This is a genomic window from Leucobacter sp. USHLN154 (genome assembly GCF_037145595.1).
Lineage (GTDB): Bacteria > Actinomycetota > Actinomycetes > Actinomycetales > Microbacteriaceae > Leucobacter > Leucobacter alluvii.
Window position 1 is genome coordinate 281774 of the sequence record NZ_JBBCXF010000001.1, and the last position, 26262, is coordinate 308035.

Consider the following 26262-nt stretch of genomic DNA (forward strand, 5'->3'; position numbering starts at 1 on the left):
TCGCCCGGAGCGGCGCGGAGGAGGCCCGGCTCGTCCCGGCTACGCTGGTGCCATGCAGGACGGCAGGGAGAATCAGGCGGGCATGCCGGCGGCATACACCCCGATCGCGGTCACCGGAAAGCGACGCTTCCCCCGTCGCACGCGCCGTATCATCGCCATCTCGGCCGTCGTGGTGGTCGTGCTCGGGCTCGGCGGCACCGCGGCGGCGCTCGTCTGGGGCCCCGATCGCGAACCCGGTGCACCCAGCACGGCCGAGGATGCGTCGCCGACCCCTGACCCGTCACCGACCGTCGAGCCGGAGGGGGCGACCGAACCGGATCCCGCCGCAGGGGAAGAGGAGGACGGGCGTGTGCGTGTGATCGCCATGGGCGACATGCTTCCGCACGATTCCGTCAATGCGAATGCCCTCCAGCCCGATGGCGCATACGACTACGGACAGTTCTTCTCTGGCATCGCCCCGCAGCTGGAAGCCGCAGACGTCGCATTCTGCAACCAGGAGGTGCCGAGTGCCGGAGCAGATTTCGGCGTCAGCGGCTACCCGACGTTCAACGCGCCCCCGGAGTTCGCCGGAGCACTGCACGGAGTGGCGGGCTGCGACCTCGTGAATCTCGCGACGAACCACAGTGCCGATCTCGGCGCTGCTGGCATCGCCGGCACCCGAGGCGTCTGGGACGGGTTGACGCCCGCCGCCGTCGACGGTGCGAACCGGAGCGCCGAGGAGCAGCGCGTGGTTCCCGTATTCGAACAGGGCGGGATGACGTTCGCGCTGGTCTCTTTCGCCGAGTACTCGAATGCACCCATCGACGGGGTGTCGCTGAACATGATGAGCGATGACGCCCTCGTGAACGATCTGATGACGCAGGCGAACGAACTCGCCGACGTCGTGGTCGTGTCGGCTCACTGGGGCACGGAGGATTCGCACGAGGTGAATGATCAGCAAACCGCGTTCGCGCAGCGGGTCGCCGATCTCGGCGCCGACGTCATCATCGGCACCGGACCCCACGTGCTGCAGCCGGTCGCCTGGCTCGACCGGTCCTACGGCGGGCGCGCACTCGTGTGGTACTCGGTCGGCAACATGCTGAACACCCAGCTCGAACTCGCCCAGCGCACCGGTGTGATCGCGGGTTTCGAAGCGGTGCGCGATCCGGCATCGGGGGCGGTCGCCATCGAGAATCCCACGGCGATCCTCACGTACATGCACTACGACTGGAGCGCGGAGCAGGAGGCCGCCGGCGACCTGCTCGCGCGCACGAACCTCTCGATCACGCCGCTCGCCCAATCGGGCGAGCTGCTCGCGACGACGCGTTTCGGGGTGACGGCCGAGCAGCAGATGGAGGCGTCGGCGGCGATCCTCGGTCCCGACGTCGCCATCGTTCCCGAGTAGCGGCGCTCGCGCGCCCCGCGTCAGTCGGAGAGCGCGCGGTAGTCGTCGATGCCGAGTCGATCGTCGATCACCGGGAACTCGGCGCGCACCGTGCCGACCTGCGCAGGGTCGACATCGACGATCAGCACCTCCTCACCGTCGCCGCACTCGGCGACGACGCGCCCTGAGGGGTCGACGACCCGGCTGAATCCTCCGAGCTCCACTCCGGCCTGACTGCCGCACGCGTTCGTGGCGATGACCCAGAGCTGGTGCTCCACGGCTCGCGCCTGGGTGAGGAGCCGCCAGTGCTCGCGTCGCGCGGCGGGCCAAGCCGCTGGAACGATCGCAGTTTCCGCTCCGCGCGCACTGAGCTCCTGCCAGAGCCCGGGGAATCGGAGGTCGTAGCACGTCGTGCTCGCTGTGGCGCCGAGTGCTGCTGCGGTCACGCTCAGCGAGTGCCCCGGCGTGAGCAGCTGAGATTCCTGCGACTGATAGCCGAACACGTGGATCTTGCGATAGGTCTGAACGACACGGCCGCTCGCGTCGACCAGCACGGCCGTGTTGTGCAGCTGCCCGTCGGCGCCCCGCTCGACGATGCTCCCCAGATGAACCTCGCTGCTGAGATGGCGGGCCACCCGCTGCGCCATCCGAACCGTCGGACCATCGAGGGACTCAGCGCGCTCAGCGTACCGGTCGAACGCGAAGTACCCGGCGCTCCACAGCTCGGGCAGCGTGACCAGATCGACGTGCTCCAATCGCCGCAGCAGCTCTTCGACGCGTTCGATGCGTTCCTGCGGCGTCTCGTCGTCGGGGCTCGCGATCTGAGCGATGGCGACGCGTCGGGAGCCGGAGTGCGCGGAGTCGGGGTGCGATTGCATGTCTCACAGCCTAGGCGAGGCGCGCCACGTACGTCAGGAGAGACCGGCGTGGCAGGATGGGACGTGCTCGGTCGCGCCGCGACCCGGGCGGCGACCACGACGGGACGGGTGAAGGAATGACGATCGACACGGCCGAGTTCCCCGATCCCGATGGCCCAGAGGATCGTCCGACGCCGCCGGGCAACCCCGGGTGGCTCAGTGAGGACGAGCTGAGCTTCGTGCGCGGCCGGATGCCGATCATGTACGTTGAGGCGGTGCCGGTGCGGCTCGATGGGCTCGGTCAGGTGGTCGAAGTCGGTCTCCTCCTCCGCAGCACCCCCGAAGGCGTGATGCGGAGATCGCTCGTGTCCGGCAGGGTCCGTTACGGCGAGACGCTGCGCGAAGCGCTCTTCCGCCACCTCGAGAATGATCTCGGGCCGATGGCCTTCCCGCAGATGCCAGCCGCGCTCGTGCCGGCACAGGTGGCGGAGTACTTCCCGATGCCTGGGATCTCGCCCTTCGTCGATGATCGGCAGCACGCTGTCTCGCTCGTCTACGTCGTACCGGTCACCGGCACGTGCAACCCCCGTCAGGATGCGCTCGAGGTGACGTGGATGGCGCCCGAGGAGGCGACGGCTCCGGCGACGCTGGAGGAATTCTCGAACGGCCGCGGCGCGCTGCTGCGTCAGGCGCTGTCTTCGATCAGCTGCTGACTCTGGCTCGCCCCCGATCCTGCGTCGTCAGCTTCAGCGTCTGCGCCAGGTGATGACGTGGCTGGGCGAGAACGATTTCGCGCACTTGCCGCAGGAGTGCACGCGCGTGGGCTTGCGGAATCTGAAGTGCTCGTGCCCCGCTGAGCAGAGCCCCACCCACGGGGCTCGCTCGTGGGCGATCTCGCCGTGATGGGTGACGCCGCCGACGTACCCGATCTCCAGCGCGATCGCCTTCCAGGCGGCGCCGTGGCCAGCCGCGGGCCCCGCGAGCGCGTGCGCGACCTCGTGCAGCAGCACCTGGTGGATTTCGTCGTCGTCGAACTTCTCCGCCAGATACCGCGACACCGTGATGCGCCGCTCCGTGTAATTGCAGAGGCCGGCGCGCCGCTTGGCGTTGTCGAACGCGAAAGACCACCGCTGCTCGGTGCGATCTGCCGACGAGAGGTGCATCCTGATGAGCGCGTCCGCCCACACGCGCACGCGCGCGAGATCCGCCACGCGCTCAGTTCCGCTCGAAGAGCGCCCGCGCCGGCTCGGGGGAGTCGACCGCCGTCTCGTCCGTCACCGGGGACGTGCCGCGTGCAAGGTCGTCGAACTCCCGCCCGACGAGCATGCGCGCGGGATGCGGGCCGCCCGCGAGCAGCCGCGGCAGCCAATCGAGGGATTCGAGGTCGGTGTCGGAGGCGATGAAGACGACGTTGCCGAAGCGGCGGCCCTTCAGCACCTGCGGCTCGGCCACCGCGGCCGTCGACGCGAAGAGGCTCGCGAGCGTCGCCGCTTGCCCGCGCACGAACGGGAGACCGGCTCCGTCGGCGGCGTTGACCACGATGAGGCCGCCGGGAGCGAGAAACGGCCGCAGCAAGGAGTAGAACTCGGTGCTCGAGACGTGCGCCGGAGTGCGTGCGCCGGCGAAGATGTCGACGACGACGAGGTCCATCGCTCCCCGCATCCCGTCTGGCAGCCGACCCAGCACCTCGCGCGCATCACCGCGGCGCACCCGGATGCTCGCTCGTTTCGGCAGCGGGGCCGCCTCGCGAACGAGATCGACGAGCGCGCCTTCGAGCTCGATGACCTGCTGGCGGCTTCCGGGCCGCGTGGCTTCGATGTAGCGGGGCAGGGTGAATGCTCCTCCGCCCAGGTGGAGGGCGGAGACGGGGTTCCCGCCGGGGCGGAACAGGTCGATGACATGGCCGATGCGCCGGATGTACTCGAAGAACAGCTCCGAGGGATCGCCCAGATTCACATGGGACTGCGGTGTGCCGTCGACGAGCAGCTGCACGGCTCCCGGCACCCAGCGATCCTCCTCGACTTCGGCTCGCAGGCCCGACGACAGGGTTACCGCCGCCGGAAGCTGGGTCACGGCTGCCCGAGCCGGAGCTCGGCGATCTTCTGCAGCATGTCGGCGTTGGACGGCTCGACCTGGTGGCTGCTGTCGGGATAGAGGATGACGGGAATGTTGGTGCGCCCGCTGATATCCCGGGCCACCTCCGCGGCCGCCGGATCCTGCACGAGATCGATGTAGCGATACGGCGCCGACGAGCGATCGAAGATGAGCTTGGCGCGGCGGCAGTCCCCGCACCAGTCGGCTCCGAAGATCACGGTCTCCGTTGCGGATTGCGGGTGGTCGGCCGGCGCGTCGCTCATGCGGTCCAGCCTACGCCCCGTCGGAGGCACCGGCCTCGGCGCCATGTCAACGACGGATCGCTGGAGCGGATGCCGGGCCGAACCAGAGCCGGCGGGCGATGACCGCGGCGGCGATGCCGAGCAGAGCGCCGGCGACGGTGTCGGTGAGCCAGTGCACGTGCAGGGCCGTGCGGCTCCACATCATGGCGACGATCCAGAGCGCCGCCGCGACGATGATCCAGTTTCGTAGTCGCGCATCGATGCGTTCGGAGCCGATGACGACCAGCACGACCGAGACGGCCAGCGCGGCGGCGCCCATGGAGTGCCCGGATGGGTATGAGGCGCCGAAGCTCTCGAAGAGCTGGCCGGTCGGTCTCGTGCGCAGGGTGAGCGCTTTGACGGCCTCCGACGCGATGACGCCGAGTACCGCCGCGGTGAGGATCGCGGCCCCGTCTCTCGGTCTGCGGAGCGCGAAGCAGAGCGCTCCGAGGATCACGGCGCACGCCGCCGCTCCGATCCCGTCGCCGACCTGTGCGAGGAACACGGCGACCGCGAAGAGGGCCGATCCGCGCTCGATCGACACCGTGTCGGCCCACCAGGTGTCGATCGCGAAGACGCTCGTCTGTGCGAAGCGCTGGTAAGCGCCGAAGGCCGCGATCAGGAGCACGGTGGCGATGGACGCCGCCACTGCGGCGGGCGGGGGAGTGCGTCGGATTGCTGCCGACGGCTGCGGTCGAGGAGCGGGAGCGCTGTCGGAGGGGGCCATTCCGATACGGTAATCGAGACGCCTGTGAGCGCCTCCGCGAACGGCCGACCGAGGCGAATCCGAGGCGTGATCCCCATGACGTCGCGATTCGGAATATGGCACTGGACATGCGATAACGATGCTGTTACAGTTGACAGTTGCACTACGGACACGAGTGTGCCTGCATATATCGGTAGGCCCCGGGAGCTGGCGCGAAAGCGCAGATGAGCCTCGATTGCGTGATCCTGAAGCAATTCTCGCAAGACCAGGTCAACCGGCCCGACGGGGCCCACGGAGGTAGTTTCCTTGGCTGCTGCGCGCAACGCATCGTCCACCCAGAACCCGAAGAACGGCCGCGATCACCAGCGGCTGTCCTTCGCCAAGATTTCCGACACGCTGTCGGTGCCGAACCTGCTGGCACTGCAGCTCGAGAGCTTCGACTGGCTCGTCGGCAACGACACGTGGAAATCACGTGTCGTCGAGGCGCAAGCTCAGGGGCGCGATGACATCGCGCTCAAGAGCGGCCTCGAGGAGATCTTCGATGAGATCTCGCCGATCGAAGACAACGCCGGAACGATGCAGCTGTCGTTCGAGAACCCGATTCTCGACGAGCAGAAGTTCACCATCGAGGAGTGCAAGGAGCGCGGCAAGACCTACGCCGCGCCGCTGTACGTCGAGGCGGCGTTCTACAACACCGAGACGCAGGTGCTGAAGAGCCAGACGGTCTACATGGGCGATTTCCCCATCATGACCGGCAAGGGCACCTTCATCATCAACGGCACCGAGCGCGTCATCGTGTCGCAGCTCGTCCGCAGCCCCGGAGTGTACTTCGAGCGCGCGCAGGAGAAGACGAGCGATAAGGATGTCTTCACCGCCCGCGTGATCCCGAGCCGCGGTGCGTGGCTCGAGTTCGAGGTCGACAAGCGCGACCAGGTCGGCGTGCGCATCGACCGCAAGCGCAAGCAGTCGGTCACGGTCTTCCTGAAGGCGCTCGGCATGACGAGCGAGGAGATCCTCGAGGAGTTCGCCGGCTACGAGTCGATCGCACTCACCCTGGAGAAGGACGCGATCGTCACGCAGGAAGAGGCGCTCAAGGACATCTACCGCAAGCAGCGTCCGGGCGAGCAGGTGGCCATCGAGGCCGCGCGTGCACTGCTCGACAACAGCTACTTCAACTCGAAGCGCTACGACCTCGCGAAGGTCGGCCGGTACAAGATCAACCGCAAGCTCGGCGTCGATGCGCCGATCACCGATTCGGTGCTGTCGCTCGAAGACATCGTTGCGACGATCAAGTACCTGGTCGGACTGCACGCCGGCACCGAGACCCTCCCCGGCACCCGCGAGGGCAAGCCGGTCGATCTGCGCCTCGAGACCGACGACATCGATCACTTCGGCAACCGTCGCATCCGCGCTGTCGGCGAGCTGATCCAGAACCAGGTGCGCACCGGCCTCAGCCGGATGGAGCGCGTCGTGCGCGAGCGCATGACGACGCAGGACATCGAGGCGATCACGCCGAACACCCTGATCAACACGCGACCCGTGCTGGCCGCGATCAAGGAGTTCTTCGGAACGTCGCAGCTCTCGCAGTTCATGGATCAGAACAACCCGCTCGCGGGCCTGACCAACAAGCGCCGTCTCTCCGCGCTGGGCCCGGGCGGTCTCTCCCGCGACCGCGCAGGCGTCGAGGTGCGAGACGTGCACCCGTCCCACTACGGCCGCATGTGCCCGATCGAGACCCCTGAAGGCCCGAACATCGGCCTGATCGGCGCCCTCGCGACGTTCGCGCGCATCAACGCGTTCGGCTTCATCGAGACGCCCTACCGCCGGGTCGTCGACGGCAAGGTGACCGACCAGGTCGATTACCTCACCGCGCACGAAGAGGACGAGTATCTCATCGCGCAGGCCGGCGCACCGCTCACCCAGGACGGAACGTTCGCCGAGAAGCAGGTGCTCGCGCGCCCCCGCGGCTCAGAGGTCATCATGGTCGACGCCGAGCGCGTGGGCTACATGGATGTCTCGCCCCGTCAGATGGTGTCGGTCGCGACCTCGCTGATCCCCTTCCTCGAGCACGACGACGCCAACCGCGCGCTCATGGGCGCCAACATGCAGCGTCAGGCCGTTCCGCTCGTGCGCAGCGAGTCGCCCGTGGTCGGAACCGGTATGGAGGGCTATGCGGCCATCGACGCCGGTGACGTGATCACCGCGGCCAAGTCCGGCGTCGTCGAGGAGGTCTCTGCGGACTTCGTCACGATCCAGGAGGACGAAGGCGGCTCGAAGAGCTACTTCATGCGCAAGTTCGACCGCTCGAACCAGGGCACGAACTACAACCACCGTGTCATCGTCAAGGCAGGCGAGCGCATCGAGGCCGGCGAGGTCATCGCCGACGGTCCCGCGACGGAGAACGGCGAGCTCGCGCTCGGCAAGAACCTGCTCGTCGCGTTCATGTCGTGGGAGGGTCACAACTTCGAGGACGCGATCATCCTGAGCCAGAACCTGGTGAAGGACGACACGCTCTCGTCGATCCACATCGAGGAGTACGACGTCGATGCCCGCGACACCAAGCTCGGCAAGGAGGAGATCACGCGTGACCTCCCGAACGCCAGCATGGAGGCGCTGAAGGATCTGGACGAGCGCGGCATCATCCGGATCGGCGCCGAGGTCACCCCCGGCGACATCCTCGTCGGCAAGGTCACCCCGAAGGGTGAGACCGAGCTCTCCGCCGAAGAGCGCCTGCTCCGCGCGATCTTCAACGAGAAGAGCCGCGAGGTGCGCGATACGTCGCTCAAGGTGCCGCACGGCGTCTCGGGCACCGTCACCTCCGTCAAGGTGTTCGACGCCGAGAACGACAACGACGACGAGCTCGGCTCCGGCGTGAACCAGCGCGTGGTCGTCTACATCGCTCAGAAGCGCAAGATCACCGAGGGCGACAAGCTGGCCGGTCGTCACGGCAACAAGGGCGTCATCTCGAAGATCCTCCCGGTCGAAGACATGCCGTTCCTCGAAGACGGCACGCCCGTCGACGTGATCCTGAACCCGCTGGGCATCCCGGGCCGCATGAACTTCGGTCAGGTCCTCGAGGTCCACCTCGGCTGGATCGCGAAGCAGGGCTGGAAGGTCGAGGGCACCCCTGAGTGGGCGGCCAAGCTCTCCCAGCAGGCGCTCGAGGCAGCACCGAACACCAAGGTGGCAACGCCGGTGTTCGACGGCGCTTCCGAGGCGGAGATCGCCGGCCTGCTCGATTCGACGCTCGTCACCCGTGACGGCGATCGCCTCATCGACTCCTCGGGCAAGACGCGCCTGTTCGACGGACGCTCCGGCGAGCCGTACCCGTACCCGATCTCGGTCGGCTACATGTACATCCTGAAGCTGCACCACCTCGTCGACGACAAGATCCACGCGCGCTCGACCGGTCCGTACTCGATGATCACCCAGCAGCCCCTGGGCGGCAAGGCGCAGTTCGGCGGACAGCGCTTCGGTGAGATGGAAGTGTGGGCGCTCGAGGCGTACGGCGCCGCATACGCGCTGCAGGAACTGCTCACCGTGAAGTCCGACGACATCCTCGGGCGCGTGAAGGTGTACGAGGCGATCGTGCGCGGGGAGAACATCCCCGAGCCCGGTGTGCCCGAGTCCTTCCGAGTGCTCATGAAGGAGATGCAGTCGCTCTGCCTGAACGTCGAGGTGCTCAACGCTGACGGCAACGCCGTCAACCTGCGCGACAACGACGACGAGGCGCACCGCACCGCGGAAGAGCTCGGCATCAATCTCTCCACCCGCTTCGAATCCTCGTCGATCGACGAGATCTAAGCCGGCGTCACCTTCACTTTTACTGAAATCCCCAAGGAGAACATTTTGCTCGAGGGTACGAGTTTCAACGAGCTGCAGATCCGTCTCGCCACGGCTGAAGACATCCGCAGCTGGTCGTTCGGCGAGGTCAAGAAGCCGGAGACCATCAACTACCGCACGCTGAAGCCCGAGAAGGACGGTCTGTTCGGCGAGCAGATCTTCGGGCCGAGCCGCGACTGGGAGTGCGCGTGCGGCAAGTACAAGCGCGTCCGCTACAAGGGCATCGTCTGCGAGCGCTGCGGCGTCGAGGTGACGAAGTCCAGCGTCCGTCGTGAGCGCATGGGCCACATCGAGCTCGCTGCGCCCGTGACGCACATCTGGTACTTCAAGGGCGTGCCGTCGCGTCTCGGCTACCTGCTCGACATGGCGCCGAAGGACCTCGAGAAGGTCATCTACTTCGCGGCGTACATGATCATCGACATCGATGAAGAGGGCCGTCACGAGGACCTGGGCGAACTGGAAGCCGAGCTGCGTCTCGAGCTGAAGGCGCTCGAGGATCAGCGCGACATCTCGATCGCGCAGCGTCAGCAGCAGGCGGAATCCGACCTCGCAGCGCTCGAAGCCGAAGGGGCGAAGGCCGATCAGCGCCGTCGCGCCGAGGCTTCGGCCGAGAAGGAGATGACCGCCATCCGCAAGGGCTTCGACGACGACATCGCTCGTCTGCAGCGCGTGTGGGAGGACTTCCGCAACCTGAAGGTCGGCGACCTCAAGCCCGAGGACGCGGTGTTCGCGGACCTGCAGGATCGCTACGGCGACTACTTCGAGGCGTACATGGGCGCCGAGGCGATCAAGAAGCGTCTCGAGTCGTTCGACCTCGCCGCCGAATCGGAGACCCTGCACCTGCAGATCGCCGAGGGCAAGGGCCAGAAGAAGATCCGCGCGATCAAGCGCCTCAAGGTGGTCAGCTCCTTCCTGCAGACGGGTGCGAGCCCGGCCGCGATGGTGCTCGACGTGGTTCCCGTGATCCCGCCCGAGCTCCGCCCGATGGTGCAGCTCGACGGCGGCCGCTTCGCGACCTCCGACCTCAACGATCTCTACCGTCGCGTGATCAACCGCAACAACCGCCTGCGCCGCCTGCTCGACCTGGGCGCGCCGGAGATCATCGTGAACAACGAGAAGCGCATGCTGCAGGAGGCCGTCGACGCACTGTTCGACAACGGCCGTCGCGGTCGCCCCGTGACGGGCACCGGCAACCGCGCCCTCAAGTCGTTGAGCGACATGCTCAAGGGCAAGCAGGGTCGCTTCCGTCAGAACCTGCTCGGCAAGCGCGTCGACTACTCGGGGCGTTCGGTCATCGTCGTCGGCCCGCAGCTCAAGCTGCACCAGTGCGGTCTGCCCAAGCAGATGGCGCTCGAGCTGTTCAAGCCGTTCGTCATCAAGCGCCTCATGGATCTGTCTCACGCGCAGAACGTGAAGGCCGCGAAGCGCATGGTCGAGCGCGCGCGCTCCGAGGTGTGGGACGTGCTCGAGGAGATCATCCGCGAGCGCCCCGTGCTGCTCAACCGCGCACCGACGCTCCACCGCCTGGGTATCCAGGCGTTCGAGCCGCAGCTCGTCGAGGGCAAGGCCATCCAGCTGCACCCCCTCGTCTGCGCTGCGTTCAACGCGGACTTCGACGGCGACCAGATGGCAGTCCATCTGCCGCTCTCGGTGGAGGCCCAGGCCGAAGCGCGCGTGCTCATGCTCGCGTCGAACAACATCCTGAAGCCCTCCGACGGGCGCCCGGTCACCCTGCCGTCGCAGGATATGATCATCGGCCTGCACCACCTGACGACGATCAAGCGCGATTCCGTCGGCACCGGCCGTGCGTTCGGATCGATCGCCGAAGCGATTCTCGCGATGGACGAGGGCACCCTCGACCTCGGCGCGCTCGTGAAGATCCGTCTGATCGGGTACACCGACGAGAACGGCGTGACGTCGGAGAAGCCGGTGCTCGTGGAGACGTCGCTCGGACGAGCGATTTTCAACGAGGCGCTGCCGGCCGACTACGCCTACTTCGAGCGCGTCGCAGACAAGGGAACGCTCTCGAGCCTGGTCAACGATCTCGCCGAGCGCTACCCCAAGGTGGAGGTCGCGGCGACGCTCGACCGCATCAAGGACGCGGGCTTCCACTGGGCTTCGCGCTCCGGTGTGACCGTCTCGCTCTCGGACGTCGTGACGCCCTCCAACAAGGGTGAGATCATCGCCGAGCACGAGAAGCGCGCGGCGAAGGTCGAGCGCGACTACGAGCGCGGCATGATCCAGGACAGCGAGCGCAAGAAGGCGCTGACCGAGATCTGGACGGAGGCGACCGATGAGGTGGCCGCCGCCATGCGCGAGCAGTTCCCGGAGGACAACACGATCTTCCGCATGGTGTCTTCCGGTGCTCGTGGTAACTGGCTGCAGATCCGCAACATCGCCGGTATGCGCGGCCTGGTGTCGAACCCGAAGGGTGAGATCATTCCTCGCCCGATCATCAACTCGTACCGCGAGGGCCTGTCGGTCGCCGAGTACTTCATCGCGACCCACGGTGCTCGAAAGGGTCTGGCCGACACCGCGCTCCGCACCGCCGACTCGGGATACCTCACCCGTCGTCTGGTGGACGTGTCGCAGGATGTCATCATCCGCGAAGAGGATTGCGGCACCCGTCGCGGTCTCGATCTCCCGATCGCCGCCCCTGACGCCAACGGCGTGCTGGTGCGCGACGAGAACGTCGAGAACTCGGTCTACGCCCGCACGCTCGCCGCTGACGCGGTGAACGGCGAGGGCGCAGTCGTCGCCCAGGCGGGCGAGGACGTGGGCGATGTGCTCATCGAGAAGCTCGTCGATGGCGGCGTCACCGAGATCAAGGTGCGCTCCGTGCTCACCTGCGAGTCGGCCGTCGGCGTCTGCGCGACCTGCTACGGCCGCTCGCTCGCGACCGGTCAGCGCGTCGATATCGGCGAGGCCGTCGGCATCATCGCGGCGCAGTCGATCGGTGAGCCCGGCACGCAGCTGACGATGCGCACCTTCCACACCGGTGGTTCCGCATCGGCGGACGACATCACGCAGGGTCTGCCCCGTGTGCAGGAGCTCTTCGAGGCTCGTACCCCGAAGGGTGCGTCGCCGATCGCCGAGGCTGCGGGTCGCGTCGTCATCGACGATTCCGAGAAGAGCCGTCGCATTCTCCTCACGCCGGATGACGGCACCGAGGAGAAGGCATACCCGGTGCTGAAGCGCTCGACGCTGCTCGTCGAAGACGGCGATCACGTGGAGCTGGGTCAGCCCTTCCTCGCGGGAACGCTCGACCCGAAGGACATCCTCCAGGTCGGCTCCACCGAGGGCGGCAAGCACATCCCGGGCGAGCGCGCGGTGCAGAAGTACCTCGTCGAGGGCGTGCAGGGCGTCTACCGCTCGCAGGGCGTGCCGATCCACGATAAGCACATCGAGGTCATCGTGCGCCAGATGCTGCGCAAGGTCACCGTCGTCGATCACGGCGAGACGGAGCTGCTCCCGGGCGAGCTCGTCGATCGTGCGCGCTACCAGCGGATCAACCGCGAAGCGCTGCTCGACACGAAGCGTGCGGCAACGGCGCGACCTGAGGTCATGGGTATCACCAAGGCGTCGCTCGCGACCGAGTCGTGGCTCTCCGCCGCCTCCTTCCAGGAGACGACGCGCGTGCTCACCCAGGCTGCGATGGAGGGATCGCGAGATCCGCTCATCGGTCTGAAGGAGAACGTGATCATCGGAAAGCTGATCCCCGCCGGTACCGGCCTCGGCGTCTACCGCGACGTCGACGTGGCTGCGACCGAGGAGGCGAAGGCGGAGCGCTACCCGAACCGCCTCTTCGCGACCGAGGGCACCTTCGACGAGAACGACCTCTCGTTCGTGGACTTCGACAGCTTCACGGCTGACGAGTTCAACCCGGGCAACTACAGCTAGTCGGCTCGGCCAGCGTCACGGGCGTCCGCACCTCCGGGTGCGGGCGCCCGTTTCGCATTCCGCGTCTTCCCGCATCGCGGCGCGGGAAACCCGCATGGGCGCCTCCACCTTGTACTGTTGCCGCACATGATCGTGTCAGGCGCGAAATCTGCGCCGGACATCCCGATCCGCTACGAGAGGTGAAGCGATGAGCGACGAGCGCGAGGGATCCGCGTCGAGGGCGGCGGAAACCCCCGAGACCGCCGGCAATCCGGGGGCCCCGGTTGAAGAGACGGAGGCGAGCCGCACGGAGGTGCTCCGCGCCGTGCAGCGCTCGCGCACCTCGAGCACTGACGAGGGTGCGGGGGAGCAGCACGTGTCCACGCAGACAGACGTCGTCGCGCGCGAAGCCGGGGAGCCTGAGTCGGCTCCGGGAGTCGAGGAGGACGCTGAGCGAGCTCGCCGCGAGCAGGCATCGCTGGTAGACACGCAACTCGACATGGAGCCGCCAACGGAGCGGGCAGCCTCATCGGCGACGCTCACGCGGGAGGAGACTGCGGCGCTGCCGGCACTCGACGACCTCCCCACCGCCGCCGACGAGTCGACGACGCGCGAGCGCGACGGCGAGATCCGGATCAGCTCCGACCATCCCATGGCCGGGCTCTACGTGCAGACGCCGATGCCTCCGGACATCAAGGGGAACCGCGGCGCCGGCGTACTCATCGCGATCCTCGCGACGGTCGGCTTCGCCGCCGTGCTGGCCGGTGTGCTCGCGCTCTGGCTGGCGCCGATGTTCCCGCCCTCGTCGTTCCTCACTGACGGCCTCGTCCCGTGGTTGACCTCGTGGCCGGTCATCGCCGGGGCCGTCGCGTTCTTCGTGGGTCTCGTGCTGCTCGTGCTCATCGCGGGCCGTGCCGGCTGGTGGGCGTACGTGCTGGGCGGATTCTTCGTCGCTGCGCTCGTCTGGGCGGCGGTCACCCTCGGTCTCGCGTACTTCGGAACGCCGTTCGAGAGCCCGAGAGAGATGCTCGGCGGGACGCGCGGGTGGTCGGGCGACCTGCACACCCTCGTCACGCGATTCGGATTGACCGTTCCCGCCCTCGGTGCGGCACTCGTCGCCCGCGAGGTCACGGTGTGGTTCGGGGCCTGGATCGGCGGTCGTGGACGCCGGATGAAGCAGCGCAATGCTCGTGAGCTCGCCGACTACGAGGCCTCCCTCGCAGAGTCGAAGGCTTCCGCTCAGGCATGACCCACGAGCCGCGTCGCGGAGTGACCCGCGGCTACGTCGCGGCGCTGATCGGCGCAGCGGTCATCGTCGCGACCGCGCTGCTCGTCGCCGTATGGGGCGGTCTCGCGCTGATGCTCGACCGGGACCCCGTGACCTCTCCCGGCGTCCCGTCCTCCATCGCGCCGCTCATGCTGGTCGGCGGTCTCGCGCTGCTCGCCGTTGGGCTGTGGCGTCACGCGATCACGCTGCTGCGCGGCAGGCGAGAGCCCGCCTGGTCGTCGATCATCGCCGTCGCCGCCGGCATCTATCTCTGGTGGGGGCTGCTCGGCATGCTCGCGGGGATGACGGTGGCGGAGACCTGGCTCAGCCCGTTCGCCGCCGCGCTTCCGGTCATCTGGGCCGCTGCTGCGCTGCTGTTCTGGGCAGTGCTCGCGAGGCGGGTCTACACGGACCGGCCTCCGCCTCGGTGGCCGTGGGAACGCGACGAGGAGACCGACTGATCGTGGCGACAAGCATCGAGAACCGCGTCGACGCCGCCGTCGACTCCTGGCTGCGCTGGGTGCCGCGGTGGAGCCCGGGCACGCACCGCGGCCGTTCACGGGTCTGCCGGCGCTGCACCGGGTCGCCCATGCTCGCCGCTGCGGGGCTCACCGACGACGTCCCGCACCAGGTCGCGCACGCGCTGGTATCGCGCCTGCAGCGCATCATCGACAAGCGCGTCGAGGAGTTCACAGCGGCGCGGCTCCCCGCCCTGCACGCGGAGCTGGAGGGTGCTGAAATCTGGGAAGCGGGCGGATACGATCCGGCCGACGGGCTCGAACCGGAGTACGACGGGCTCGATCCCGATCCGGAGCCAGGCGACGATGCGCAGCCGTTCCTCTTCACCCTCGCCGGCCTCGCAGAGGAATCGCGACCGGCGCCCCCGTTGCCGAGGCCGCCGCTGAATCCGGATGAGAAGCTCCGGCTGCGCCGGGAGATCGAACTCGCCGATGCGCAGGCTGACGCGGTCGGCCAGGAGGTCTGCTTCGCGCTCGTCGCGCATCGCGCACGGATCGAGACGGCGGTGCATCGCTTCGTCGAGCCGCAGGTCCAGAGCATGCTCGACGATCTGAGTCGCAACCTCGAACCGCCGAGTTGAGGTCCCGGCTCTCACTCATTGCCAAAGCAGGATCCTCGGCGTATAGTTGTGTGCTGGTGTGTTCCACCGACTCCGTCGTGCCTGCACGGAGGTTTCGGGGGACTGCGCCACAGGGTCGGACGCTTCGCGAGAAGTGGGCCCCCACGGCATACCTGCACTCGGTTCCGCTCTGCGGAACAGCAGGTCAGCGGTCGCGCAAGCGGTCGCACATGCTCATCCATTGAAGCATTCCTGTCACCGTGCAGGACAAATGAGGAGAACTATTGCCTACCATTCAGCAGTTGGTTCGCAAGGGCCGGTCGCCGAAGGTCACTAAGACCAAAGCGCCCGCTCTGAAGGCGAACCCGCAGCAGGCTGGCGTATGCACGCGTGTGTACACCACCACTCCGAAGAAGCCCAACTCGGCAATGCGCAAGGTTGCCCGTGTGAAGCTCCGCAACGGCACCGAGGTCACCGCCTACATCCCGGGCGAGGGCCACAACCTGCAGGAGCACTCGCTGGTGCTCGTGCGCGGTGGTCGTGTGAAGGACCTCCCCGGTGTTCGTTACAAGATCGTGCGCGGCGCGCTCGACACGCAGGCGGTCAAGGATCGCCAGCAGGCTCGTAGCCGCTACGGTGCAAAGAAGGTGAAGTAATGCCCCGTAAAGGTCCCGCTCCCAAGCGCCCCGTCGTCGCTGATCCCGTCTACGGCTCGCCCGTAGTCAGCCAGCTCGTCAACAAGATCCTCCTCGACGGCAAGAAGGGTCTCGCCGAGCGCATCGTCTACGGTGCACTCGAGACCGTTGCCGAGAAGTCCGGTCAGGATGCCGTGACGGTCCTCAAGAAGGCGCTCGACAACGTGCGCCCGACCCTCGAGGTCCGCTCGCGCCGCGTCGGCGGCAGCACCTACCAGGTGCCCGTCGAGGTCAAGCCTCACCGTGCGAACACGCTCGCCCTCCGCTGGCTCACCAGCTACGCGAAGGCTCGTCGTGAGAACTCGATGACCGACCGCCTCACCAACGAGATCCTCGACGCTTCCAACGGCCTCGGTGCCGCAGTGAAGCGACGTGAGGACACGCACAAGATGGCCGAGTCGAACCGCGCGTTCGCTCACTACCGCTGGTAGAACCCTCGCGGCGGAGGGATGCGCGTTCGCATCCCTCCGCCGCACCCGGGGCCTCGCCCCGCGACTTGGACGGCGCAGTTCGGCAGCCGAGTCGACATCTCCCGATACTTCACCCCCACCCCGGAGGAGAACCCTGTGGCACAAGACGTGCTCACCGACCTGAGTAAGGTCCGCAACATCGGCATCATGGCGCACATCGATGCCGGCAAGACCACCACCACCGAGCGCATCCTGTTCTACACGGGTGTGAACCACAAGCTGGGTGAGACGCACGACGGCGCCTCGACGACTGACTGGATGGAGCAGGAGAAGGAGCGCGGTATCACCATCACCAGCGCTGCCGTCACGTGCTTCTGGAACAAGAACCAGATCAACATCATCGATACGCCGGGCCACGTCGACTTCACCGTCGAGGTGGAGCGCTCGCTCCGCGTGCTCGACGGCGCGGTTGCCGTGTTCGACGGCAAGGAGGGCGTCGAGCCCCAGTCGGAGACCGTCTGGCGTCAGGCAGACAAGTACGGCGTGCCCCGCATCTGCTTCGTCAACAAGATGGACAAGATGGGCGCCGACTTCTACTTCACGGTCGACACCATCGTCAGCCGACTCGGCGCGAAGCCGCTCGTCATGCAGCTGCCCATCGGCGCCGAGTCCGACTTCATCGGCGTCGTCGATCTCCTCTCGATGAAGGCATTCGTCTGGGAAGGCGACGCCAAGGGCGACGTCTCGCTGGGCGCTGCCTACGAGACGCAGGAGATCCCCGCCGATCTGCAGGCGAAGGCCGAGGAGTACCGCGCTCAGCTCGTCGAGGCAGTCGCCGAAGCTGACGATGCTCTCCTCGAGAAGTACTTCGCGGGTGAAGAGCTCAGCATCGACGAGATCAAGGCGGGAATCCGCAAGCTCGTCGTGAACAACGAGATCTACCCCGTGTACTGCGGCTCGGCGTTCAAGAACCGCGGCATCCAGCCGATGCTCGACGCGGTCGTCGACTTCCTGCCGAACCCGCTCGACGTCGGCTCGATCGAGGCGCACGACCCGCGTGACGAGTCGATCGTCATCGAGCGCAAGCCGTCGGCCAGCGAGCCCTTCTCGGCGCTCGCCTTCAAGATCGCTGTACACCCGTTCTTCGGTCGTCTGACCTACGTCCGCGTGTACTCCGGCAACGTTCCCTCTGGCACCCAGGTCGTCAACTCGACCAAGGGCAAGAAGGAGCGCATCGGCAAGATCTTCCAGATGCACGCCAACAAGGAGATCCCGGTCGACGAGCTCACCGCCGGAAACATCTACGCGGTGATCGGTCTCAAGGACACCACGACGGGCGATACGCTGTCGGACTCCGCGAACCAGGTCGTCCTCGAGTCGATGACGTTCCCCGAGCCCGTCATCGAGGTCGCGATCGAGCCGAAGACGAAGAGCGACCAGGAGAAGCTCGGCGTCGCCATCCAGAAGCTCGCCGAAGAGGATCCCACGTTCCGCGTGAGCCTCAACGCCGAGACCGGCCAGACCGTCATCGCGGGCATGGGCGAACTCCACCTCGACATCCTCGTCGATCGCATGAAGCGCGAGTTCAACGTCGAAGCGAACGTCGGCAAGCCGCAGGTCGCATACCGCGAGACGATCCGTCGCGAGGTGCCGAAGTACGACTACACCCACAAGAAGCAGACCGGTGGTTCGGGTCAGTTCGCCAAGGTGCAGATCTCGCTCGCTCCGCTCGAGAACGAAGACGACAAGGTGTACCTCTTCGAGGACAAGGTGACCGGTGGTCGCGTTCCTCGCGAGTACATCCCGTCGGTCGACGCGGGCATCCAGGACGCGATGCAGTACGGCATCCTGGCCGGCTTCCCGGTCGTGAACGTGCGCGCGCAGCTGCTCGACGGCCAGTACCACGACGTCGACTCCTCGGAGATGGCGTTCAAGATCGCCGGTTCGATGGCGTTCAAGGAGGCCGCGCGTCTCGCGCAGCCCGTCCTGCTGGAACCGCTCATGGCGGTCGAGGTGCGTACTCCCGAGGAGTACATGGGCGACGTCATCGGCGATCTGAACTCGCGTCGCGGTCAGATCCAGTCGATGGAGGATGCGAGCGGCGTCAAGGTCGTGCGCGCCCTCGTCCCGCTTTCCGAGATGTTCGGGTACATCGGCGACCTCCGGTCGAAGACCAGTGGTCGTGCGGTGTTCTCGATGACCTTCGACTCGTACGCCGAGGTTCCGAAGGCCGTCTCCGAAGAGATCATCCAGAAGGCCAAGGGCGAGTAATTTCGCCCGCCGGTCGGCGGAGGTGCCTCGCATCACCGCCGGCCGGCCCGCTCAGGTCGCGATCACAGCGCTGAGCTTGTAACATAGTGACACCAACCCCGTATTCGTGTCCTCCGAAACCGTCGGAGGAAAACGGTACTCGACGTCCTGAGGAGGACCATAGTGGCGAAGGCCAAGTTCGAGCGGACCAAGCCGCACGTAAACATCGGAACGATCGGTCACGTCGACCACGGTAAGACGACTCTTACTGCGGCGATCTCGAAGACCCTCGCCGACAAGTTCCCGTCAGACGTGAACGTGCAGCGCGACTTCGACACGATCGACTCGGCTCCCGAGGAGCGCCAGCGCGGCATCACCATCAACATCTCGCACGTTGAGTACGAGACCGACAAGCGTCACTACGCTCACGTCGATGCACCCGGTCACGCTGACTACATCAAGAACATGATCACCGGTGCCGCCCAGATGGACGGCGCGATCCTGGTGGTTGCAGCGACCGACGGCATGATGGCTCAGACCAAGGAGCACATCCTGCTCGCCAAGCAGGTCGGCGTTCCCTACCTGCTCGTCGCCCTCAACAAGAGCGACATGGTCGACGACGAGGAGATCCTCGAGCTCGTCGAGATGGAGGTCCGCGAGGAGCTCTCCAAGCAGGGCTACCCGGGAGACGACGTCCCCGTCGTCCGCGTGTCGGGCTACGAGGCGCTTCAGGGCACCGAGAAGTGGGTCAACTCGATCGTCGAGCTCATGGAAGCCGTCGATGAGAGCATCCCGGATCCCGTGCGCGACAAGGACAAGCCGTTCCTGATGCCCGTCGAGGACGTCTTCACGATCACCGGTCGTGGCACCGTCGTCACGGGTCGCGCCGAGCGCGGCACGCTGAAGATCAACTCCGAGGTCGAGATCGTGGGTCTGCGCCCGACGCAGAAGACCACTGTCACCGGCATCGAGATGTTCCACAAGCAGCTCGACGAGGCATGGGCCGGCGAGAACTGTGGCCTGCTGCTCCGCGGCACGAAGCGCGAAGATGTCGAGCGCGGCCAGGTCGTCGTGGCCCCGGGCTCGATCACCCCGCACACCAAGTTCGAGGGCACCGCCTACATCCTCAAGAAGGATGAGGGTGGCCGCCACAACCCGTTCGAGACGAACTACCGTCCGCAGTTCTACTTCCGTACCACGGACGTGACGGGTGTCATCACCCTTCCCGAGGACAAGCCGATGGTCATGCCCGGTGACACCACCGACATGTCGGTCGAGCTGATCCAGCCGATCGCTATGGAAGAGGGCCTCGGCTTCGCGATCCGTGAGGGTGGCCGCACCGTCGGCGCCGGCACGGTGACCAAGGTCGTCGAGTAAGTCTCGTAGCACTACCCGTACCCATGGTCTGACCGTGGAGTACCAGAACCCCCGGGGATCCGTCCTCGGGGGTTCTGCCGTTCCCGCCCGCCCGCGCGGCCTCCGCTTCTGCGCAGGTGCCGCGCGGTATTCTCGAAGCTGATCCACGCCCGATGTCACCGGATTCGGGCGGAACGAAGGGAGCCCACGTGCCGCAGTCCGCCGCGGGCCGAATCGGCCACTTCGCCCGGCAGTACGGCGTCCTGTTCCTCGCCGACGCCGGAGCGTGGGGTGTCGGAATCCTTGCAGCGCTCGTGCTGCGGTTCGATTTCAACCTGATGAGGATCCACTGGGGGTGGACGCTCGTCGTCATCGGCGTCACGGTGCTGCTCCAGCTCGTCGTCGGCTGGCTCTCCTGGTTGTACCGCAACCGATACCAGATCGGCAGCTTCGACGAGGTGCGGGTGCTCGTGCTCGATATCACCGCGGTGATGGTCGTCGCATGGCTGTTCGCGTACCTGGTCGGGTACGGAAACGGCATTCCGCGCAGCACGCTCTTCATCGCGGCGCCGATCACCTTCAGCCTGATGGGGGTCGCGCGATACGTGATGCGCCTGTACCAGGAGCGCCAGATGCTGCCCGGCTCGGAGGCGGAGCGCACACTGCTGTACGGCGCGGGATATCTCGGCGTGCAGACCGCGAAGCGCCTGCTCACGGACGCGAAGGGCTCGGCGCTCCCGGTGGGCTTCATCGACGACGACCCGAAGAAGCGCCGGCAGGAAGTGCGCGGCGTGCGGGTACTCGGCGGCTTCGACGACCTGGCGGAGGTCGCACGGCTCACGCGTGCCACGAAGCTCATCATCTGCATCGGCGACGCCGACGCGGGTCTGATGCGCCGCGTCGATGAGGCCGCGAACCGCGCGGGGATGACGGCGATGGTGCTGCCGCCGCTCGACCAGATCCTCCGAAACAACTCGGTGATCTCCGACGTGCGGCAGCTCTCCATCGAGGATCTCATCGGCCGGCACCCGGTACGGCTCGAGACCGAGTCGATCGCCTCGTACCTCCAGGATCGGCGGGTGCTGGTCACAGGGGCTGGCGGGTCGATCGGGTCCGAGCTCTGCCGGCAGCTCGCTCGATTCGCGCCGCGGGAACTCATCATGCTCGACCGAGACGAGACGGCGCTGCAGGAGACGCAGCTGTCGATCAGCGGTCACGGTCTGCTCGATACCCAGGACGTGGTGCTCGCCGACATCCGAGACGCCGGAGCCCTCGAGCGCCTGTTCCGCGAACGGCGACCGGAGGTGGTCTTCCACGCCGCGGCCCTCAAGCATCTGCCGATGCTCGAACAGTACCCGGATGAGGCGTGGAAGACGAACGTGCTCGGAACGCTGAACGTGTTGCGCGCGGCGCAGGCGGCAGAGGTCGGGACGTTCGTCAACATCTCGACGGACAAGGCTGCGAATCCGACGAGCGTGCTCGGACACTCGAAGCGCGTGGCGGAGAAGCTGACCGCCTGGATGGCGGAGCACACGGGTCAGCGGTACCTCTCGGTGCGCTTCGGGAACGTGATCGGCAGCCGCGGATCGATGCTTCCGACATTCCGGAAGCTGATCGAGGCCGGTGGCCCGGTGACCGTGACGCATCCGAACGTGACCAGGTTCTTCATGACGATCCCTGAGGCGTGCCAGTTGGTCGTGCAGGCGGGCGGCATCGGTCGCCCCGGAGAAGTGCTGATCCTCGACATGGGGGAGCCGGTGAGCATTCTCGACGTGGCGAAGCGAATGATCGCGCAGTCCGGCCGCGACGTCGACATCGTCTTCACTGGACTCCGGCACGGCGAGAAGCTGCACGAGGAGCTGGTCGGGGAGGGAGAGGGCGATGAGCGCCCCTATCACCCGAAGATCTCCCACGCGAGGGTCGATTCCATTTCGCCTGCGGTGCTCGATCACGAGGGATGGGTCGCGCGAATGGACCTGACCGCGGCGGCTGAGGAGCGGGTGCAGTGACGCCGTTCGCGATCGCCCTGGTGGCGGGCGTTCTTGCACTCGTCCTGAGCATCCTGCTGCCGTACCTCGTGCGGCCCATGCTCGTGCGGCTCGGCATCATGGACATCCCCAACGAGCGCTCCTCTCACGAGCGCCCGGTGCTGCGCGGCCTCGGGTTGGCCGTGCTCATCGCGATGGGCGCGGCCGGCGGGTTCGCGGTGGTCGCGCAGCACACCGGAGCGGGGGACACGCGGCTCCTGCTGACGGTCGTCGTCGGTTCGTTCGCTGCAGGGCTGCTCGGATTCGCCGAAGATCTCTGGGGGCTGAGCGTGGGGGTCCGCAGCGTCCTGCTGCTGGTGATCGCACTCACTTCAGCGGTCGCGATCCTCGTTCTCGCCGGTCCTGGCCTCCCGCTCTGGGGAGCGCTGCTCCTGGCGATCTACGCGGTGCTCTTCATCTCGAGCTACATCAACGTCGCGAACTTCATGGACGGATTGAACGGCATCAGCGGGTTCCACGGCGTCATCGCAGGTCTGACGTTCGCGGCAGCAGGTTGGTTCCTCGGGCTTCCCTGGCTACTCGCGGCCGGCCTCGTGCTCGCCGCCGGATTCGGCGGCTTCCTCCCGTGGAACCTGACGAAACCCGGAGCGTTCCTGGGCGATGTCGGGAGCTATCTGCTCGGCGGTGCGACGGCGATCACGAGTTTCGCTGCGCTGGTGGCCGGGGTTCCGCTGCTGGCGACGATCGGGCCCATGGTGATCTACTTCGGCGACGTCGCGGTGACGCTCGTGAAGCGCGTGCGGGCCGGGCGCCGCTGGGATGAACCGCACAAGGAGCATACGTACCAGCGGATTCAGCAGCTGGGATATTCGCACGTGCAGGCCTCTGCGATGACGGCCGGCGCAACACTCGCCACCTCGCTGCTCGGACTCGGGTCCGTGTTCACCAGTACGGCGGGTGCGATCGCGCTGTTCGGTGCGGGTCTCGCCGTCCTGGTGCTCTACCTGCTGCTCCCGAGACTCCTGCCGCGTCGCGGCTGACGAGCGCGACACGCCCGGGTTGCACGGCGGCGTCCCCCGTGCGAGAATAGACAGGTTCAGTACTCCGCGCCTCGGTGCGGATCACTGCCAGGCAGTGCATAACCGCCCCGCTCGCTCGGGGTTCCGGTTAGGCCGCGGGTAGCGAACGAGACCTGCACGCCGTTCGGCGGCCAGACGTGAGTCCGGCCGCTTTCGTGCGCGCGGGGCCGCCTCGCCCGTCCATACGGGCCGGCCGGTTTTGACAGGTGAACAGAGACCCAGCACGAAGCGCGAAAGCGCTGCAGCCAGGGCGCTGGTACGTAAGACGTCCAATGCCACGACCTCCGGGTGGTGGTACGACGCAAGTAGAAAGTAGAGAGTCACATGGCGGGACAGAAGATCCGCATCCGACTGAAGTCGTATGACCACGAGGTCATCGACAGCTCCGCGCGCAAGATCGTCGACACGGTGACCCGCGCGGGTGCGACCGTGATCGGCCCCGTGCCGCTCCCGACGGAGAAGAACGTGATCGCAGTGATCCGTTCGCCCCACAAGTACAAGGACAGCCGCGAGCACTTCGAGAAGCGCACGCACAAGCGTCTCATCGACATCGTCGATCCCACCCCGAAGGCTGTCGATTCGCTCATGCGTCTCGACCTGCCTGCCGACGTCAACATCGAGATCAAGCTCTAAGGGGGGATCCGGACATGTCAGTAGTACGTAACGTGAAGGGTCTTCTGGGCACCAAGCTCGGTATGACGCAGGTATGGGACGAGAATGGGAACGTCGTTCCCGTGACCGTCATCGAGGTGGCACCGAACGTCGTCACCCAGATCCGCACCGCAGAGGTCGACGGCTACAGCGCCGTGCAGATCGCCGCCGGTCAGATCGACCCCCGCAAGGTGAACAAGCCGACCGCAGGTCACTTCGAGAAGGCCGGCGTCACGCCGCGCCGTCACCTCACCGAGGTCCGCACCTCCGATGCGTCGGAGTACGCGCTCGGTCAGGAGCTCACCGTCGACGGCACCTTCGAAGCCGGTCAGCTGATCGACGTCGTCGGCACCTCGAAGGGCAAGGGCTTCGCCGGCGCCATGAAGCGTCACAACTTCAAGGGCGTTGGCGCGTCGCACGGCGCGCACCGCAACCACCGCAAGCCCGGCTCGATCGGTGGCGCTGCCACTCCCGGTCGTGTCTTCAAGGGCCAGCGCATGCCCGGTCGCATGGGTGGCGAGCGCGTCACCGTGCAGAACCTCACCGTTCAGGCGGTCGACGCTGAGAAGGGTCTCATCCTGGTCAAGGGTGCGGTTCCCGGAGCGCGCGGTCGTCTCGTATTCGTTCGCAACGCAGTGAAGGGGGCGTAGTTCATGGCTACCGCTACCAAGCTCGAGGTGTTCGACGCTCAGGGCAAGAAGGCCGGGTCGGTTGACCTTCCCGAGACCATCTTCGGTGTCGACCCCAACATCCCGCTGATCCACCAGGTGGTCACCGCTCAGCTCGCAGCTGCGCGTCAGGGTACGCACAAGACCAAGAACCGCGGCGAGGTCTCCGGTTCGGGTGTCAAGCCGTTCAAGCAGAAGGGCACCGGCCGCGCTCGTCAGGGCTCGGTTCGCGCTCCTGAGCACCGCGGCGGCGGCGTCGTGCACGGCCCCGTGCCGCGCGACTACGCTCAGCGCACCCCGAAGAAGATGATCGCCGCTGCGCTTCGCGGCCTGCTGTCGGATCGCGCCCGCGCGAACCGTCTGCACGTCGTCGAGACGTTCGGCATCGCCGACAAGCCCAGCACGAAGGCTGCTCGCGAGTTCCTCGCGTCGGTCGCGCCGGGCAAGCGCGTGCTCGTGGTCATCACCCGTGAAGATGAGTTGACGGCGCTCAGCGTTCGCAACCTGGCGCACGTTCACGTGCTGTTCCAGGATCAGCTCAACGCCTACGACGTGGTCGTCAGCGACGATCTCGTCTTCACCAAGGCCGCCTTCGACGCATTCGTCGATGGCCGTGCCGCTCAGGAGGACACGAAGTGAGCTTGAACAAGTCCGCACACGACGTCATCATCCGCCCGATCGTCTCGGAGAAGAGCTACGGTCTCATCGACGCCAACGGCCAGTACACCTTCGAGGTGCAGCCCGAGTCGAACAAGACCGAGATCAAGCTCGCCGTCGAGGAGGTCTTCAATGTGAAGGTCGCCAAGGTCCGCACGCTGACCCGCAAGGGCAAGTCCCGTCGAACGAAGTTCGGTCTGGGCAAGCGCAAGGACACGAAGCGCGCCATCGTCACCCTGAAGTCGGGCTCCATCGACATCTTCACGGCTGCGCTGTAGAAGGGGCGAAGAGGAACACATCATGGCAATTCGCAAGTACAAGCCGACGACCCCGGGTCGTCGTGGCTCGAGCGTTGCTGATTTCGCTGAAATCACCCGCTCGACGCCTGAGAAGTCGCTGCTCCGTCCGCTCCCCAAGACCGGCGGCCGCAACAACCAGGGCCGGATCACCACCCGTCACATCGGTGGTGGCCACAAGCGCCAGTACCGCGTCATCGACTTCCGTCGTCATGACAAGGACGGCGTGGATGCCAAGGTCGCGCACATCGAGTACGACCCGAACCGCACGGCGCGCATCGCGCTGCTGCATTTCGTGGACGGCACGAAGCGCTACATCATCGCGCCGAACAAGCTCAAGCAGGGCGACGTCGTCGAGTCGGGTTCCGGTGCTGACATCAAGCCCGGCAACAACCTGCCGCTGCGCAACATCCCGACCGGTACGGTCATCCACGCGATCGAGCTGAAGCCGGGCGGGGGAGCGAAGCTCGCTCGTTCCGCAGGTGCGTCGGTTCGCCTCGTGGCGAAGGACGGCCCCTACGCCCAGCTGCGTCTGCCGTCGGGCGAGATCCGCAACGTCGACGCGCGCTGCCGCGCGACCGTCGGCGAGGTGGGCAACGCCGAGCAGTCGAACATCAACTGGGGCAAGGCCGGCCGCATGCGCTGGAAGGGCGTCCGCCCGACCGTGCGTGGTGTCGTCATGAACCCGGTGGATCACCCCCACGGTGGTGGCGAAGGCCGCACCTCCGGTGGTCGTCACCCGGTCAGCCCCTGGGGCCAGAAGGAAGGCCGTACGCGCCATCCGAACAAGGAAAGCGACAAGCTCATCGTGCGTCGCCGCAACGCTGGCAAGAAGCGTTAGTCG

General features: G+C 66.7%; 23 protein-coding genes. 18 read left to right on the top strand and 5 right to left on the bottom strand.

Translation table 11 applies throughout. The features are described from left to right. The first annotated feature begins 52 nt into the window (after positions 1–52). Positions 53–1384, top strand: coding sequence for a CapA family protein (locus WFH23_RS01265; protein WP_336661349.1), 1332 nt, complete (start codon positions 53–55; stop codon positions 1382–1384). A 20-nt stretch (positions 1385–1404) separates the two neighbouring features. Here WFH23_RS01265 and WFH23_RS01270 read toward each other — a convergent pair whose 3' ends face one another. Beyond that, entirely contained in the window at positions 1405–2241 is an 837-nt protein-coding gene (locus tag WFH23_RS01270) for a carbon-nitrogen family hydrolase (protein WP_336661350.1), read from the bottom strand. A 116-nt stretch (positions 2242–2357) separates the two neighbouring features. Here WFH23_RS01270 and WFH23_RS01275 point away from each other — a divergent pair, with 116 nt between their 5' ends. Then, complete coding sequence (locus WFH23_RS01275; RefSeq protein ID WP_090147474.1) at positions 2358–2933, top strand: NUDIX hydrolase family protein; 576 nt, start codon at positions 2358–2360, stop codon at positions 2931–2933. A gap of 33 nt (positions 2934–2966) precedes the next feature. Here the strand turns inward: WFH23_RS01275 and WFH23_RS01280 are convergent, their stop codons facing one another. Genes WFH23_RS01280 through WFH23_RS01295 form a run of 4 tightly spaced genes read right to left on the bottom strand, consistent with a single transcriptional unit; the run spans position 2967 to position 5322 of the window. Then, positions 2967–3431, bottom strand: coding sequence for a SprT-like domain-containing protein (locus WFH23_RS01280; RefSeq protein ID WP_336661351.1), 465 nt, complete (start codon positions 3429–3431; stop codon positions 2967–2969). A 4-nt stretch (positions 3432–3435) separates the two neighbouring features. Continuing rightward, positions 3436–4293, bottom strand: coding sequence for a fused MFS/spermidine synthase (locus WFH23_RS01285; RefSeq protein WP_090147079.1), 858 nt, complete (start codon positions 4291–4293; stop codon positions 3436–3438). Continuing rightward, positions 4290–4577 (bottom strand): glutaredoxin domain-containing protein, encoded by a 288-nt coding sequence (locus WFH23_RS01290; protein ID WP_200329821.1) that lies wholly within the window; start codon positions 4575–4577, stop codon positions 4290–4292. The genes WFH23_RS01285 and WFH23_RS01290 overlap by 4 nt, the downstream gene beginning before the upstream one ends. 46 nt (positions 4578–4623) lie before the next feature. Then, positions 4624–5322, bottom strand: a complete 699-nt coding sequence (locus tag WFH23_RS01295; protein ID WP_336661352.1) for a phosphatase PAP2 family protein — start codon at positions 5320–5322, stop codon at positions 4624–4626. Positions 5323–5607: 285 nt separating this feature from the next. Here WFH23_RS01295 and rpoB point away from each other — a divergent pair, with 285 nt between their 5' ends. From rpoB to rplB, 16 genes are all read left to right on the top strand, one after another. Then, on the top strand, positions 5608–9105 hold the full coding sequence (rpoB, locus tag WFH23_RS01300) for a DNA-directed RNA polymerase subunit beta (protein ID WP_200329817.1): 3498 nt from the start codon (positions 5608–5610) through the stop codon (positions 9103–9105). Between the two features lie 45 nt (positions 9106–9150). Then, a complete protein-coding gene (gene rpoC / locus WFH23_RS01305; protein WP_090147087.1) occupies positions 9151–13044 on the top strand; it encodes a DNA-directed RNA polymerase subunit beta' in 3894 nt (1297 codons plus the stop codon). Between the two features lie 187 nt (positions 13045–13231). Then, positions 13232–14272 (top strand): hypothetical protein, encoded by a 1041-nt coding sequence (locus WFH23_RS01310; protein ID WP_200329815.1) that lies wholly within the window; start codon positions 13232–13234, stop codon positions 14270–14272. Next, a complete protein-coding gene (locus WFH23_RS01315) occupies positions 14269–14751 on the top strand; it encodes a hypothetical protein (RefSeq protein ID WP_090147091.1) in 483 nt (160 codons plus the stop codon). Before WFH23_RS01310 ends, WFH23_RS01315 begins: the two co-directional genes overlap by 4 nt. 2 nt (positions 14752–14753) lie before the next feature. Next, positions 14754–15389: a spermidine/putrescine ABC transporter substrate-binding protein gene (locus WFH23_RS01320; RefSeq protein WP_090147094.1), complete on the top strand. Its 636-nt coding sequence runs from the start codon at positions 14754–14756 to the stop codon at positions 15387–15389. A 263-nt stretch (positions 15390–15652) separates the two neighbouring features. Then, positions 15653–16024, top strand: a complete 372-nt coding sequence (rpsL, locus tag WFH23_RS01325) for a 30S ribosomal protein S12 (protein ID WP_010156385.1) — start codon at positions 15653–15655, stop codon at positions 16022–16024. Beyond that, positions 16024–16494 carry a 30S ribosomal protein S7 gene (rpsG, locus tag WFH23_RS01330; RefSeq protein ID WP_010156386.1) on the top strand — a complete coding sequence of 157 codons (471 nt, stop codon included), beginning with the start codon at positions 16024–16026 and terminating at the stop codon, positions 16492–16494. Before rpsL ends, rpsG begins: the two co-directional genes overlap by 1 nt. A 135-nt stretch (positions 16495–16629) precedes the next feature. Then, positions 16630–18744 (top strand): elongation factor G, encoded by a 2115-nt coding sequence (fusA, locus tag WFH23_RS01335; protein ID WP_090147097.1) that lies wholly within the window; start codon positions 16630–16632, stop codon positions 18742–18744. A gap of 162 nt (positions 18745–18906) precedes the next feature. After that, positions 18907–20100, top strand: a complete 1194-nt coding sequence (gene tuf / locus WFH23_RS01340; RefSeq protein ID WP_090147100.1) for an elongation factor Tu — start codon at positions 18907–18909, stop codon at positions 20098–20100. A gap of 188 nt (positions 20101–20288) precedes the next feature. Further along, on the top strand, positions 20289–22088 hold the full coding sequence (locus tag WFH23_RS01345; RefSeq protein WP_090147476.1) for an SDR family NAD(P)-dependent oxidoreductase: 1800 nt from the start codon (positions 20289–20291) through the stop codon (positions 22086–22088). Then, positions 22085–23107 (top strand): UDP-phosphate alpha-N-acetyl-D-fucosaminephosphotransferase, encoded by a 1023-nt coding sequence (locus tag WFH23_RS01350; protein WP_336661353.1) that lies wholly within the window; start codon positions 22085–22087, stop codon positions 23105–23107. Before WFH23_RS01345 ends, WFH23_RS01350 begins: the two co-directional genes overlap by 4 nt. Before the next feature lie 363 nt (positions 23108–23470). Then, positions 23471–23779, top strand: coding sequence for a 30S ribosomal protein S10 (rpsJ, locus tag WFH23_RS01355; protein ID WP_010156393.1), 309 nt, complete (start codon positions 23471–23473; stop codon positions 23777–23779). A gap of 14 nt (positions 23780–23793) precedes the next feature. Beyond that, positions 23794–24447, top strand: a complete 654-nt coding sequence (rplC, locus tag WFH23_RS01360) for a 50S ribosomal protein L3 (protein WP_090147108.1) — start codon at positions 23794–23796, stop codon at positions 24445–24447. 3 nt (positions 24448–24450) lie between these two features. After that, positions 24451–25104 carry a 50S ribosomal protein L4 gene (rplD, locus tag WFH23_RS01365; protein WP_010156395.1) on the top strand — a complete coding sequence of 218 codons (654 nt, stop codon included), beginning with the start codon at positions 24451–24453 and terminating at the stop codon, positions 25102–25104. Then, complete coding sequence (gene rplW, locus WFH23_RS01370) at positions 25101–25400, top strand: 50S ribosomal protein L23 (RefSeq protein ID WP_010156396.1); 300 nt, start codon at positions 25101–25103, stop codon at positions 25398–25400. The genes rplD and rplW overlap by 4 nt, the downstream gene beginning before the upstream one ends. Before the next feature lie 22 nt (positions 25401–25422). Then, entirely contained in the window at positions 25423–26259 is an 837-nt protein-coding gene (rplB, locus tag WFH23_RS01375) for a 50S ribosomal protein L2 (RefSeq protein ID WP_090147110.1), read from the top strand. Positions 26260–26262 lie beyond the last annotated feature (3 nt).

Excerpts from the sequence above, each read along its gene's own strand:
- WFH23_RS01275 (WP_090147474.1), top strand. The coding sequence starts at position 2,358 with ATGACGATCGACACGGCCGAGTTCCCCGATCCCGATGGCCCAGAGGAT.
- WFH23_RS01295 (WP_336661352.1), bottom strand. The coding sequence starts at position 5,322 with ATGGCCCCCTCCGACAGCGCTCCCGCTCCTCGACCGCAGCCGTCGGCA.
- WFH23_RS01265 (WP_336661349.1), top strand. The coding sequence starts at position 53 with ATGCAGGACGGCAGGGAGAATCAGGCGGGCATGCCGGCGGCATACACC.
- rplC (WP_090147108.1), top strand. The coding sequence starts at position 23,794 with ATGTCAGTAGTACGTAACGTGAAGGGTCTTCTGGGCACCAAGCTCGGT.
- rplB (WP_090147110.1), top strand. The coding sequence starts at position 25,423 with ATGGCAATTCGCAAGTACAAGCCGACGACCCCGGGTCGTCGTGGCTCG.
- rplD (WP_010156395.1), top strand. The coding sequence starts at position 24,451 with ATGGCTACCGCTACCAAGCTCGAGGTGTTCGACGCTCAGGGCAAGAAG.
- rpsJ (WP_010156393.1), top strand. The coding sequence starts at position 23,471 with ATGGCGGGACAGAAGATCCGCATCCGACTGAAGTCGTATGACCACGAG.
- WFH23_RS01315 (WP_090147091.1), top strand. The coding sequence starts at position 14,269 with ATGACCCACGAGCCGCGTCGCGGAGTGACCCGCGGCTACGTCGCGGCG.
- rpsG (WP_010156386.1), top strand. The coding sequence starts at position 16,024 with ATGCCCCGTAAAGGTCCCGCTCCCAAGCGCCCCGTCGTCGCTGATCCC.
- WFH23_RS01290 (WP_200329821.1), bottom strand. The coding sequence starts at position 4,577 with ATGAGCGACGCGCCGGCCGACCACCCGCAATCCGCAACGGAGACCGTG.
- WFH23_RS01310 (WP_200329815.1), top strand. The coding sequence starts at position 13,232 with ATGAGCGACGAGCGCGAGGGATCCGCGTCGAGGGCGGCGGAAACCCCC.
- WFH23_RS01270 (WP_336661350.1), bottom strand. The coding sequence starts at position 2,241 with ATGCAATCGCACCCCGACTCCGCGCACTCCGGCTCCCGACGCGTCGCC.